The sequence below is a fragment of the Streptomyces sp. HUAS TT7 genome (assembly GCF_051550175.1).
Lineage (GTDB): Bacteria > Actinomycetota > Actinomycetes > Streptomycetales > Streptomycetaceae > Streptomyces.
On the sequence record NZ_CP196175.1, the window covers coordinates 8,369,807 to 8,382,749 of the forward strand.

The window sequence follows — 12,943 nt, forward strand, 5'->3', positions numbered from 1 at the left end:
GATGTGTGAATTCCGGTGCGGCATGGGGTAGTTCGGCACGCGGTCGACGGGATCCATGACGAATCCGGCCACGCCGCGGTACGGAAGTCATGCGCGCCTACGCCGGCCGCCGTGCTGCAGAAGGGCAGGACGTGTGTGCTGTCCGCGGCTCTGCCGGCCAAGCCCATGTCCGCTCGCGGTGCGCGTCTGCCGAGGGGCGCCCGCCCCCAGGTGTCCCGGGCGGCGTCCCGCTCGCAGAACGCCGGCCCAGCCGCAGCCGACTTCATCGAAGCTGCTCGGTCCGGGTGTTGATCACGCTGTGGTCGTGTCCGTTGCCGCCAGTACCCCTGTCAAGAACCGCCGGATGGTGTCCTGTTCGCCGACGTCAAACCCGTCCAGCACCTCCACCACCCCCTCGATCAGCGGGCCGAAGAACTCCCAGCCCAGACGCACCGCCTCCGACTCGACCCGCAACAGAACCCGGCGGCGGTCGTGCTCGTCACGGATTCGCTTCACATGGCCGAGTCGCTCCAGACGGTCGATCACCGCAGTCGTTCCCGCCGAATTGAGACCCAGGCGGGTGCCGAGCAGGCCCGCGGTGGCCGCTTCCTCGGCGCGTGCCGCGTCGAGCAGACAGATCAGAGCCCGTACATCAGTGGAGTGCATGCCGTTGCGGGCCGCGAACTCCGCCTGGCGGAGCCCGAACTCGACGGTCACCGCCCGCAGCAGGTGCACCAGTTCCAGGTTGTCGTTCATATCGCCTCCGCTAGAATATCTCGCTGAACGAGATTATCGCCTGGCGAGATATTGGAGTTCATCGTGTCAGCTGTGCCCGTTCAGTTCCGCACCGCCTACGACGCCGTCCTCGCCCAGTGGCCCACCTCCGTGGAAAGCCATGAACTTCCCACTCCCTACGGCCTCACCCACGTCAACAGCTGCGGCCCTCTCGCCGCGCCGCCTCTCGTGCTCCTGCCCGGCGGCGGGGCCACCTCTACCGTCTGGGGAGCCGCCGTTGCCGCAGGGCTGAGCCGGACGCACCGGGTGCATGCCGTGGACCTGGTGGGGGAGCCCGGTCTCAGTGTTCCAGCCGAGGGGAGGGCGATTCGGAGTGCGACGGACCTGGTCAGTTGGCTCGATGCGGTCCTCCACGGCCTCGACACCCCCGGGCCCGTCACGCTCGCCGGCCACTCCTACGGCGCCTGGATCGCGGCTCACTACGCCGCCCTGCACCCCCAATCCCTGGCCCGTCTCGTGCTGTTCGACCCCGCTCAGGTCTTCGCCGGGCTGCGCCCCGGCTACGTACTGCGCGCCCTGCCCATGCTTCTGCGGCCCACCCCCGCCCGGATCCGGCGCTTCCTGGCCTGGGAGAGCGGCGGGGCCGACCTCGACCCGGCATGGCTGCGACTCCAGGACGAGACGGCTCGCTTCCCCACCGTCAGGCCCGTCACCGGCCCACGCCCCGACCCGGCCGGGCTCGACCGGGTTCCCCTCCACATCCTCTTCGCCGAGCGCGCCCGCTGCCACGACTCCGCCCGGGCGGCCACGGCCGCTCGCGCCGCCCTGCCGGAGGTACGGGTCGACATACTCCCCGGAGTCTCACACCACGCCCTGCCGCTCTCGGCAGCCGAGGCCATCACCCAGAGCCTGGCTGCCGGGAGCGTCGAGAATCAGGTGGGCACCCGCTCGGAGGGGACCCCTGATGGACACGGAGAACGGTCACCTGACCGAGGAGGACGCTGACGGCGTATCGGGTACACGGACGTTGACGGTGCCGGAGTGACATCGAGGACGGCGGCCGTGAGCCGCCTGGCGGCAGCCGCGCACGGGCTGAGCTCTCAGCTCCTGGACGAGCTCACGCGGCATCCGATGCGCCGGCTGTTGAGGCCGAGCCGGAGCTGCACCTCGCGCAGGAGGCCGGCCGCTCCGTGCATGCAGCCGGTGGGCAGGACTGGCTGAACGAAGGAGGGCTACCGGTCTTGAATGCGTCGCCGGTCCGCCTGGCCCTGGACCTCGGGCCGTCGGCTTGCCCTGCCCAGGGTGCGAGTTGGTCCGTGTGGCAATCAGCTCACCAGGGCCCGGTGGTGAACGTCGCGGATGACCTGAGCGGCGGTTTGTTCAGGCGTGAGCGACGCGGTGTCGAACCACCAGCCGACATCGCCGAGCTCGCGCTTCATTGCGGCGTCGAGGCCTTCATAGCCATCGAAGTCGAACCGCTCGTGCGGGTCCCTGATGGTGTTGCGGTAACGGCACACCTCAATCCCCGGCACGAGGACGACAAGCAGGACCTGCCGAGCCGGGAGGAGGTTTACGAAGAAGTCCAACTGCCTGCGGTCGGGAATTATCCAGTCGATCACGGGCGTGAAACCTGCGTCGGAGACGTTGTTCGCCAGCGTGCACAGGTTGCGGTTGCACAGGTCCACTTGCCGCGCTGCTTCGTCGGCCGGCTCACCAAGGGCCCCGACGCGGCCGCCGACAATCAGCCTGCTGATCTGGTCACCGTCGAGCCGCGCAGAGCGTGGCAGCAGGCTGGAGACCAGCCTGGTCACTGTCGACTTCCCTGCCCCGGGCATGCCCGTCACGATCAGACAACTTGGCCTCTCAGCACCGATCACGCCGGACAGCGTGTCAAGGCGCGTGCCAGCCGGCAACCGCATTTCCTGGTGCGCTCCTCGGCAAGCCGGACGACCACCGAGTGGGAGCTGAAGGTGGCCGGGCGTACAGGCGACCTCAGGAGGCTTGGTCAGGCGCCGTCCCAGACCGGGGCGTCCGTTCCCCACAGGCCCGGCGGGCGCTGCCAGTTCACCGGGCCTCCCTCGTACGACACCGGAGGCAGCGCGTGCCGCAGTCGGCCCATGGGGCTGTCGGTCTCGGTCAGCCAGTGTTCGGCGTCGAAGCCCTCGCGCTCGCCCGGAGCGGGTGCCAGGTCGTGGATCAGCCAGTGGGCGGTCTGCGCAAGGGCCAGGCGGAGCAGCCGGGTGCCACCCGTGCGGTGCTGCTCGATGAGCGCGCGCAATACCCCGGCCGCGAGGAGATAGCCGGTGCCGTGGTCGAGCGCCTGGGCGGGCAGTGCGCCGGGCGAGTCCGGTGAACCTTCCAACTCGGCGATTCCAGTGGCCACTTGGACCAGGCTGTCGAAGCCGCGCCGTTCACGCCACGGCCCGTAACGGCCCCAGGCGGAGAGCTGGGCGATCACGAGGCCCGGACGGCGTTCGGCGAGCGCTTCGGGGCTCAGTCCCAACTGCTCGACGGAGCCCGGCCGGTAGCCGGTGACCACCACGTCTGCCGTGTCGAGCAGTTCGTCGAAGCGCCTGCGGTCGGTGGCTTCCGTCAGGTCCAGGAGGGTTGAGCGTTTCCCCATCCCCGTGTCGTTGTGGGCTTCCTGGGTTTCCGGCAGTTGTGGGGCATCGATCCGCAGTACGTCAGCGCCGAGCAAGGCCAGTGTTCGGGTGGCGACCGGGCCGGCCAGCACGCGGGTCAGATCCAGGACGCGCAACCCCGCGCAGGGTAGGGCGGCGCCATCGAGCCTCCGGCCCGGGGCGTCGTCGATACGCGCGGTCGTCAGCAGCGGCTGCTCGGCGACCATGGCCCCCTGCTCGCTCTTGGCCCACTCCTCGGGGCTGCGTGCCGCAACGGCCAAGCCACCCGCCGCGCACACGGTCTCCTCCACCTCCAGCGCGGTGAGGCTCGCGACGACCCGTGCCACCTCGTCCACCGCCTCCTCGCCGGCATCCCCCGGTAGCCCGAGAGCGGCGAGCAGCCGGGCCCGGTGGTGTGGATAGTTGGCGTGTGTACGAACCCATCCGTCGCTCGCCCGCCAGAACCGGGACAGAGGCTGGAAGGTCGACCATCCTTGCCCGTCGACCCGCACCAGACGGTCGCTGAGAAACGCCGTCGCGACCGCCTCGTCATCGACCCGTACGCGGGGCACGGGGCGCCCGGAACGTACCGACATGAGCTCGGCGGCGGCGAGCGAGCACACCGCGACGGTGGCCCGCGCCAGCTCCATGACCGGCAGGCGTGCCGACAGCCCTCCGCGGCGGCCGCCGTAGGACACCCGGTCGAGTAACGAAGGACCGCCTCCCAGCGCTGCCCAAGCCTGCGAAGTCCCGGAGATGATCGGAGAGTTCATGCCCGCACTATGGCATTGAGTGACACCCATGGGGAGGGCGGCGTCACCGGCTCGCTTCGTCGACGTGCCACCGGGACATGAGGTGGCGGCGCCGTGCCTCGCCGGTTCTCGGCAACTCCAAGGCGGCGCGGGCTCAGTGCGGGCGGGTGAGGGTGCGGCCGGACCAGACGTCGATCACTACCTGGTGGTTCGGGCGATGTGCCGATGCCACGCCCGCGGCGTAGTTGCGGTCGACCTGCGCTGCCTCGGCCGCGTCGGGCTTGGCGTTCGTGCAGGACGTGCCGGGGCCGTGGCCGGACATGAGCTCCGAGCACGGGCCGCTGTAGTCGTCGGGCAGCCCCAGGATGTGCCCGGTTTCGTGCGCCGTGATCCGGGTCGCGTCGTAGCCCTCGTCCACCGCTTGCCGGCCCAGCTGTACGTCACCGCTGCCGCCGGGAAAGACCGGCCCCAGAGTGGCCTGCGGCCAGCCGCTGGTCGCCTCGTAGACGTAGTCGGCCGAGCCGGGACTGCTCGCCGGTTCCAGGCGCACGTTGTGCAGCGCGTCGTTCCAGTTCCGCACAGCCTGATCGATCGAGTCCGCCCACGGGCCGGCCGCGCTGGCGTCATAGGTCAGGGTCACCACCGCTGCGGGCGCGCGCGGCGCGGAGTGTGCCGGCGCGAGACCGACCGCCGTACTCAGCAAGGCCGGGATGAGTGCCGCCAGGACGGCTGTTCGCTTGCTCATGAGACCGCTGCGCCTCCTTGAGTCTCAGCTGCTGCCCGCAGTAAACAAGTTCATCGCGAACATGACAATATCCTCGACGGCGCTCGGTTCCGGTAGCCGTCACGTTGGCTCGAAATGCGCCTCCATGCCCCCACCGAGCCGCCCTCCAGTCCGCCGAGGTGCCCCGGAGCCGACGCCGCCCGGGGTCCGCCATGGCGTCCTGACCAGACCGGCAGCGAAAGACATGCCGACGCATGCCGGCAGCCGAGGTGTGGTGCACGAAGTACGGACCCACCGACTTCCCCACCCGCGTCGCGTCCGCAGTTGCGCAAGGGCCAGCAGGCTGCGGTCAAACGGGGAGTCCCGCCGGTGATCGAGACCGTGCCGGGCGTCGGATACCGCATCGCGTCGTGGGCCGGACCCGCCTCGTGAAGCGGCCCGCCGCACTGTCCCGGCCACGAAGCACCCGGGCTCGTCCCCGCAGCCGACGCCCGCCGCCGGCCTGCCGGTGGACCCGGCCCTGCTCAGGGTGCCGCGGACCATGTCGCAGGAGGCGGTGGGCGCGGTGCTCCACCGGTTCCTGGCCGCCGCCCCTCTCCGGGAGGCATCAACTTCCGCACCGGCAAAGCTGGTTGGGTGCCTAATCCTGCGGACGGGGGCGGTCCGGTCGTTCGTAGCAGTCGTAGTTGCGCTGGGAATAGATCCCTCCGTCGCGGAATTCGAGGAAGACGGCGATGTGGGCGCGGAGTACGTGGCCGGCGGGGAGGTCGCCCAGCGGCGAGGCGAGGGTGCCGGTCCAGGTGACTTCCAGGGCGACCTGGTCGCCGTCCGCGACCGCGTGGTGGACCTCGAAACGCTGGCGGCTGAGGGCCTTGCGGCCCCGCTCCGCGGCCTGGAGGACAGCGGGCAGATCACGGCGGACGCCGTCGGGGAAGAGGAGGTTGGGGAGCTCCCGCTGCACCGCGTTCTCGTGAAAGAAGGGAGCCAGTTCCTCGCCGGTGGCTCTGCGGGAGACCGCTTCGTGATACCGGACGGCGGTGCCGATGTTGGGGTTCTGCGGCATACGGCTCAGGGTAGGCGGCACCCACGGAATCCGGCAGAGCACACCTCTCACGGTCACGTGTACGCCCGCATTCGGCTCCGTGCGAGGCCCCTCCGCCCGCAGCAGGGCAGCCGTCGCCCGCTCGTCCAGCGGCCCCATCACCGGTGTCGCCGCCCAACTTCGCATCACCGAGAACGAACCGATGGGGAATCGCACGAGCCATCAAACGTGCCCGGGTCATGACGTTGGTAGAGGAGATGGAGGCCGTCGGGGAGCCGGTGATGTTCGCGGAGGTCCGCCGGCGCGCGAAGGTCTCCAACTGGCTGGTCCACGCGGAAGGTGTCCGCGAGCACATCGACAAGGCCCGCACAGCTACGCGGACTTGGCGGTGCGGGTCGACGAGCTGGCCGAAACCGCTCAGCGGACGTCGCGGGCCGGTGTCCGGGGCCTGGTCGCCAGGCGGTAGGCGGCCAGCGCGACCAGGCCCGCGGTGTCACGGCACGGTGATGACGATCTTGCCTCGTGCGCGGCCGGTGGCGCTGACGTCGTGAGCCGTGGCGGTCTCCTGCAGCGGGAATACGGCGTGCAGCGGGACGGTGAGGTGGCCGTGGTCGGCGAGATCGGCCGCCCATGGCAGTCCTGCCCAGCCCGGAGACTCTCCTGCTGGGGAGCGGGAGAACCGCACGCCGTGGCGGTCGGCGTCGAAGTCGGCGAACGTCACCACGCGGTGCGGGCTGCCGGCGATGGTCACCAGTTCGGCGAGAGAGCCTTTGCCGGCCGCGTCCAGGACCACGTCGATGCCGTGTGGGGCCAGGGGGGCCAGGCGGTCGGCCAGCCCCGCCCCGTAGGTGACCGGGATGACGCCGAGCCGGTCGAGGAAAGCGTGATTGGTTTCGCTCGCGGTGCCGATCACTGTGAGGCCGCGCGCCTGGGCGAGTTGCGCGGCGATGGTACCGACGCCTCCTGCGGCACCCTCGATCAGCAAGGTCATTCCCTCGGCGGCTTCCAGGGCTTCCAGTCCACGCGTGGCTGCGTCGATGTTGCCCGCTGCGCCACCCGCTTCCTCGAAGGACCACGACCGAGGCTTGGGTGCCCACGCCTCCAGCACGGCGTACTGGGCCGCGGCGCCTCCATGATCCGCGACGGGGACGAGGCCGAAGACCTCGTCCCCCACAGCGGTGCCGGTAACCCCCTCTCCCACCTCATCGACTATCCCGGCGGCGTCCATGCCGGGGATGTGAGGGAAGTCCAGGGAGGCGATGTCCCGCAGCATCCCTGAACGCAGGTACCAGTCAGCGGGGGTGACGCCGGTGGCACCTACTGTGATGCGGATCTGACCGGGCCCGGCGTGCGGCTCTTCGACCTCCTCCATGCGGAGGACTTCGGAACCGCCGTAGCGGTGGTATTGCATGGCAAACATGGACAACCTCCGTAACTTAGCAAGTCGTTCAGCGGAAGAGCTTGCGGTCGCTCACCTCTGTGGCGCCGTCAGATTCGCGTTTTTTCTCGGCCGGTGAAGAAATTGATCATCTGCTGGGGCGTGGGTTCGTGGGCGACTGCGGCGGCGGCCGCGGCGCCGCGGGGAAACATCGCTTGCTCGTACTCGGCGAGGGCGACCCGGATGTCGTCGGGGTGTGCGGCGAGGGCCTCGCCGAGTTCGGCGCCGTCCTGCATGGCCAGGCCGGCGCCTTCGCCGTTGGGGGTGGCGAGGTGGGCGGCGTCGCCGAGCAGGGTCACGCCCGGCACCCGCTCCCAGCGGTGCCCCACCGGCAGGGCATGGAGGGGGCGCAGGACCGGCACGCTCTCGTCGGCGGTGATCAGGGCGGTGAGTTCCGGTGCCCAGCCGTCGTACTCCTCGGCGATCTGCGCGGCGGCCACGGCGGCATCGGTGAAATCGATGGTGGCGAACCAGTCCTGCGGTTTGGTCAGGGTGATGTAGGCGTGGAGGGTGCCGCCCTTCTCCCGGTGCGCCACGAGCCACTTCCCCTTCTCTTCCGGGTCGAGCGCGACGAGCGTCCCGCCGCCGACGGCTTTCGAGGTGGCCGGGTGTCGGGTGTCGGCGTCGTGCAGGCAGGTCTCGACGAAGGACCGGCCGACGTATGCGGGTGTGGCATCGGAGAGCAGCGATCGGACGCGTGACCAGGCGCCGTCCGCGCCGACCAGGAGGCTCGTGACGGCGGTGGTGCTGTCTGCGAAGGTCACCTCGTGGCGGCCCTCGCCGAGCGCGAGGACGGCGGTGGCCTTGTGGCCCCACCGGACAGTGCCGTCAGGGAGCGAGTCGAGCAGGATCTGGCGCAGTTCACCGCGCTGTACTTCGGGGCTTGCGCCCGTGCCGTCGTCAGCCTTGTCGAACAGGACAGTCCCGCTACGGTCGAGGAGCCGTATCGCTTGGCCGCCCTCCAGAACGAGGGTGTGGAACTCGTCGATCAATCCGGCTGCCTTGAGGGCGAGTTGGCCGTTGTGGGGGTGGATGTCGAGCATCCCGCCCTGCGAACGCGCGGTCGGGGAGGGATCGGCCTCGTAGACCGTGACCGGGATGCCGTGGAGGTGTAGGACGCGGGCCAGTGTGAGGCCGCCGAGTCCGGCGCCGATGATCGTGACAGGAGTGTGCATGGGGCTCCTTGCGTGTCGCACACCTGCCGGGGGTCGGGCAGGGACGCTGGAAAGAAGGCAGGCAGTTTGCCGGGCCGCGGCAACTGCTCAGGACACGGTTCGGACGACGATGACCCGGCGTCCACGCGTGTGACCGGCCCGGCTGTCGATGTGCGCCGCCGCGGCCTCGGCGAGCGTGTACGACTTCTCGACCGGGATGTGGAGCCTGCCCCGCGCGATGAGGTCGACGGCCTCCGCGAGCGCTTCCGGCACGTTCCCGGTCACGCCGGAGTACCGGACACCGAACTCCGGCGCCCCCAGGTCGGCGATGGTGACCACCCGCTGCGGATCCCCGGTCAGCTCTACGAGTTCACGGATCACCCCCGAGCCCGCCAGGTCGAGGGCCGCGTCGACCGCGCCCAGCCCGCGCACCCGCTCGACCCAGCCCTCGCCGTACGTCGTGGCGAGGGCGCCGAGGCTCCGCAGGTAGTCCTGGTTGGCGGCGCCGGCCGTGCCGATCACCGTGATGCCGCGGTCGCGGGCGATCTGCAGCACCGCCGACCCGACCCCGCCGGAGGCGCCGCTGACCAGCAGCGTCTGTCCGGGCTGCACACCGGCCTGGCGCATGATGCGCAGCGCGGTCTCCACCACGGAGGGGTAACCGGCCGCCTCTTCGAACGTCAGCCCCTCGGGCATCGGAGCCCAGGCCGCCAGCACGGCGAACTCGGCATAGGTGCCCGAACCCCGCCCGAACACGTGGTCGCCGACCGCGACCCCTTCGACGCCCTCGCCGATCTCGTCCACCACCCCGGCGGCGTCCTGCCCGACCCCGGCGGGCAGCTCGACCGGGCGGGTCTTGTGGAACTGGCCTTCGCGGATCCGCCAGTCGACGGGGTTCACGCCTGCCGCCCGCACGGCCAGGCGTATCCGGCCGGGCCCCGCGTGGGGCTCCTCGGCGTCGGTGAGGTGCAGGACGTCAGGACCGCCGAACTCGGCGTAGCTCACTCTCTTCATGCCGTCGACCGTAACACTAACAAGTAGCTTTTTAGAACGGTTACGGATTTGCATTTGATAGCGTCAGGGCATGACCGAGCCCACCGGACGCCGTGAGCGCAAGAAGGCCGCGACCCGCCAGAAGATCGCCGACACCGCCCTGCGGCTCTTCCTGGAACGCGGGTACGACGCGGTGGGCATCCGTGACGTCGCCGCCGAGGCCGACGTCGCCGTCACCACGCTCTTCTCCCACTTCGCCTCGAAAGAAGCCCTGGTCTTCGAGCAGGACCAGGACTTCGAACGACGCCTCACCCGAGCGGCCACCGGACGGGCCGCCGACGAGCCGCTCATCCCCGCACTGCGCCGCGAGACCCAGGACCTGGTGCGCCACTGCACGGCGGACAGCAACGCCCCGATCTGGCAGATGATCGACGCGACACCCGCCTTGCGGGAGTACGAGGAGTCGATGCGGCTGCGCCACGCGGAATCCCTGGCCACGGCCATCGCCGCCGATCTCGGCCTGCCACCGGCCACCACCGCGTGCCGGGCGATCGCGCGGTTCGTGATCGACGCCTACGCGGTGGCTCGTGAGGCGGACGACCCGCAGGCTGCCGTGGACGAGATCTTCCGGATGATCGAGGCGGCCTGGGAGACCGCCTGATCTTCTGCGAGCAGTCGCCCGGGCCCGGTTGGCCGCGGTCGACGGCGCGTGCCACCCGTCGGGGGCCCCTCGCCACGCTTTGTGGTCCTGGCCGTCGATGACGATCCGCCAGGTGTGCTGACGCGGAATCACGGTCGGCTGCTCACGTGTTGTGTGGCGGGCTTCCGGGTGCCGACGGTGGGCCATCGGGTCATGATGCATGGATGTGCGGGATTCTGAGGGCGTGGGTGATCGGTCGGTGGCGTGCGGAACGGCGTGCCAAGGCTGCGCGGCCTTGGGTTTCGGAACATCACCGGCGGCGGCTGGTGGTGGCAGCGCACTGGACGATCACCACGGCTCAACGGGCCGTGCGGCCGGACGAGCCGGTGCGCGTGATGGTGGCGGACGTGCAGCGCCGGGCGGTCGACGACTTCGGCATGACGGTCTCAAGGGATGACGCGGCGGCTGTACTGCGGGAGCGGCTGCGCTCGCTCGACGTCGAAACCGACGCGTTCGGTACGCCATCGAGTTGACGTGCGGCGGTGCGCGGAGACGTACCGGGCGGCGGGTGTTGCCGCGGGGCTGTGCGGGAGGGCGTGACCACGTCTCAGACATGCCTCAGTACCAGCGCTGGTTGTCGCCGTCGTTGCATCCGTTGACGTAGATGCCGGCTTCGTTGGCGTCGAAGCACTGGCCGTCCCAGCCTTCGTCGCGGGCCTGCTGGTTCCAGAGCGGGCGCCTTGGCCGGTGTTGTCGGTGATCCGGCTGTCGCTCCAGGAGTCCTTCCCGCTGGTCTGGCACCGTGTGCGGGCAGCGTTCGCTGTCGCCGGGAAGCCGGGCTTGCCGTGGGGTGTGTACCGTCCGGCGGTATCCGGGTGGCGGCCATCGTGCCGCGGGGCGAGGCTGGGAGTCCCTGGCCATCCGAGAACGCCGGGGCGGTCGAAGGGGGCGCCAGGACGGGCGCCGCCTTCGACCGGTTCTGCCTCCGCGGCCGCGCACCGCGTCTGGTGCCCGGTGGGATCCTTTCGCCGTCCCCGCCGTAGTCCGCCGCCATGGCGCCGACCTTCTCACGGAGCTCCTGGACGATCCGGAGCAGGCGATCGACCGGTCCGTGCATCGCTGTCCCAGGACGCGGATCCTCCACGGTGCTGATCTGGATGACGCGCCCGCCGCCAGACGTCCGCAGTGCGGGGATGGCCGCCGCCAAGGTGGTGAGGGTGGTACGCATGTTGGTGCTGAAACCGGCCCACCAGTCGACCGGAGAGGTCTAGGACAGCGGGCCCGGTGGCGTCCCGGACAGCTCGCCATCCGTGAACACACACCCGGCTGCCCGTCTACGACCGCACAAGCGCCGTGCGCTACGGCGCACTTGGCTCCCGGCCCACAGGCGAACGAGTCGTCCACCGACATCAAGCCGAAGCAGGGGTGGCGCGCGCACGAAAGGCAGATCGACGGGGGAGATACGGGGCATGGTGCGGGAACCGGTGGGAATCGGCAGGCAGGACGGTGGCGGGGGCAGGCGCACGGCGGGAGGCCGCAGTCTGTGGGCGGCCACGGTGGGCAGCGTGGTCGAGACGTTCGACTGGACCATCTACGCCCTGCTGGTCCCGTTCTTCTCCGGCCAACTGGTCGCGCCCGGTGCGCCGGGGATACTGGTTTCCTACACCGGATTCGCCGTGGGCTTCCTGGCCAGGCCGCTGGGCAGCTTACTGCTCGGCCGGTTCAGCGACCGCCGGGGCCGCCGGGCGGCGATGCTGCTGTCCATGACGGTGGTGGCGGCCGGCTGCTTCGCCCTCGCGGCCCTGCCCATCGCCGACGGCTTCGGCGCGGGCTCTGCGGTGCTCCTGGTGCTGATACGTATGGTCCAGGGCCTGGCCGTGGGCGCCGAGAATTCCACCGTGGCTGCGTACGTGACCGAGACGGCTCCGCCGCGGCGCCGGATGCTCTACAGCGGCATCTCCTACGGCGGCGTGATCCTCGGCACGGTTCTGTGCTACCTGGTATTGGCGGCTCTGCTCGCCCACTTCGGGCCCGCGGACCTGCGCGCGGGCGGCTGGCGGGTCGGATTCGCCGTGGGCGGGCTGCTCGGTCTCACCGCCGTCCTGATCCGCCGCTGGGCCGCGGAATCCCCGGAATTCCTGGCCTGCACCCGCTCCGGCCGCGAGGACGGTGACGGACAGGACTCCCGTTCCCGGCGCCTCGTCAGGCGCAATGCCGCGGCCGTCTTCCTCATGACGGCCGGCCTCACCTCCGGCTTCTACCTGACCATCACCTACCTGCCGGAATATGTACGGCACACCGCAGGGCCGGCCGACGCGCGGGGCACCGCGGCGATGGTTGCACCGCTGCTGATGCTCCTCGTCATGATGGCCGCCACCGGAGCGCTGGCGGACCGCGTCGGCGCCCTGCCGGTTTTCCGCACCGGCCTGCTGCTCACCGCGCTGGCCATGGTCCCCGCCTACGCGGCGGTCGGCGCACAGCGCCTTCCGCCGTGGATCGCTGCGACCCTCGTGCTGGCCTGCCTGGCGGGCCCCCTCGCCACCGCCAACGTCTTCTTCGCCCGCCTCTTCCCCGTACGCATCCGCGTGCTGGCTATGGGCCTGCCCCTGACCCTCTCCACCGCCCTCTTCGGCGGCGCCTTCCCCCTCATGGCCGAAGCCCTGGCCGACGCCGGACGCATCCACCTGGTCCCTTGGGCCGCGACCGCCGCCGCCGTCCTCTCCCTCGCAGCCACCTGTCTGGTACACGAACCCGCCCAAGTCTCGGCGCCGGGCGCCGTTGGCGGCAGGACGTCGCGAGGCGAGAGCCGATAGCACGCCCGGATTCGCAGGCTGGACGACGGTTCAGGCACGGGTCGGCACGCCC

General features: G+C 70.6%; 13 protein-coding genes. 4 read left to right on the forward strand and 9 right to left on the reverse strand.

All coding sequences use genetic code 11. The annotated features are described in order from the left end of the window. Positions 1-291: 291 nt before the first annotated feature. Complete coding sequence (locus tag ACSHXC_RS38040; RefSeq protein WP_438295888.1) at positions 292-735, reverse strand: MarR family winged helix-turn-helix transcriptional regulator; 444 nt, start codon at positions 733-735, stop codon at positions 292-294. A gap of 72 nt (positions 736-807) precedes the next feature. Here ACSHXC_RS38040 and ACSHXC_RS38045 point away from each other — a divergent pair, with 72 nt between their 5' ends. Then, positions 808-1,719: an alpha/beta fold hydrolase gene (locus ACSHXC_RS38045; RefSeq protein WP_438295889.1), complete on the forward strand. Its 912-nt coding sequence runs from the start codon at positions 808-810 to the stop codon at positions 1,717-1,719. Positions 1,720-2,039: 320 nt separating this feature from the next. Here the strand turns inward: ACSHXC_RS38045 and ACSHXC_RS38050 are convergent, their stop codons facing one another. The 7 genes from ACSHXC_RS38050 to ACSHXC_RS38080 form a co-directional block, all read right to left on the reverse strand. Beyond that, positions 2,040-2,633: an AAA family ATPase gene (locus tag ACSHXC_RS38050; RefSeq protein ID WP_438295890.1), complete on the reverse strand. Its 594-nt coding sequence runs from the start codon at positions 2,631-2,633 to the stop codon at positions 2,040-2,042. An 86-nt stretch (positions 2,634-2,719) separates the two neighbouring features. Further along, a complete protein-coding gene (locus ACSHXC_RS38055; protein WP_438295891.1) occupies positions 2,720-4,108 on the reverse strand; it encodes a CoA transferase in 1,389 nt (462 codons plus the stop codon). A gap of 133 nt (positions 4,109-4,241) precedes the next feature. Next, the gene (locus ACSHXC_RS38060; RefSeq protein WP_438295892.1) at positions 4,242-4,832 is read right to left on the reverse strand and encodes a snapalysin family zinc-dependent metalloprotease; all 591 of its coding nucleotides are present in this window, start codon (positions 4,830-4,832) and stop codon (positions 4,242-4,244) included. 619 nt (positions 4,833-5,451) lie between these two features. Next, the gene (locus ACSHXC_RS38065; RefSeq protein ID WP_438295893.1) at positions 5,452-5,874 is read right to left on the reverse strand and encodes a nuclear transport factor 2 family protein; all 423 of its coding nucleotides are present in this window, start codon (positions 5,872-5,874) and stop codon (positions 5,452-5,454) included. A 472-nt stretch (positions 5,875-6,346) separates the two neighbouring features. Then, positions 6,347-7,273 carry an NADP-dependent oxidoreductase gene (locus ACSHXC_RS38070; protein ID WP_438295894.1) on the reverse strand — a complete coding sequence of 309 codons (927 nt, stop codon included), beginning with the start codon at positions 7,271-7,273 and terminating at the stop codon, positions 6,347-6,349. Between the two features lie 68 nt (positions 7,274-7,341). Continuing rightward, entirely contained in the window at positions 7,342-8,466 is a 1,125-nt protein-coding gene (locus ACSHXC_RS38075) for an FAD-dependent oxidoreductase (protein ID WP_438295895.1), read from the reverse strand. Between the two features lie 87 nt (positions 8,467-8,553). After that, on the reverse strand, positions 8,554-9,459 hold the full coding sequence (locus ACSHXC_RS38080) for an NADP-dependent oxidoreductase (protein WP_438295896.1): 906 nt from the start codon (positions 9,457-9,459) through the stop codon (positions 8,554-8,556). 70 nt (positions 9,460-9,529) lie between these two features. Here ACSHXC_RS38080 and ACSHXC_RS38085 point away from each other — a divergent pair, with 70 nt between their 5' ends. Next, positions 9,530-10,099: a TetR/AcrR family transcriptional regulator gene (locus tag ACSHXC_RS38085; protein WP_438295897.1), complete on the forward strand. Its 570-nt coding sequence runs from the start codon at positions 9,530-9,532 to the stop codon at positions 10,097-10,099. A gap of 203 nt (positions 10,100-10,302) precedes the next feature. After that, positions 10,303-10,611, forward strand: a complete 309-nt coding sequence (locus ACSHXC_RS38090; protein ID WP_438295898.1) for a hypothetical protein — start codon at positions 10,303-10,305, stop codon at positions 10,609-10,611. 85 nt (positions 10,612-10,696) lie between these two features. Here the strand turns inward: ACSHXC_RS38090 and ACSHXC_RS38095 are convergent, their stop codons facing one another. Further along, positions 10,697-10,879, reverse strand: coding sequence for a hypothetical protein (locus tag ACSHXC_RS38095; protein WP_438295899.1), 183 nt, complete (start codon positions 10,877-10,879; stop codon positions 10,697-10,699). A gap of 668 nt (positions 10,880-11,547) precedes the next feature. Here ACSHXC_RS38095 and ACSHXC_RS38100 point away from each other — a divergent pair. Beyond that, positions 11,548-12,891 (forward strand): MFS transporter, encoded by a 1,344-nt coding sequence (locus ACSHXC_RS38100; RefSeq protein ID WP_438295900.1) that lies wholly within the window; start codon positions 11,548-11,550, stop codon positions 12,889-12,891. Positions 12,892-12,943 lie beyond the last annotated feature (52 nt).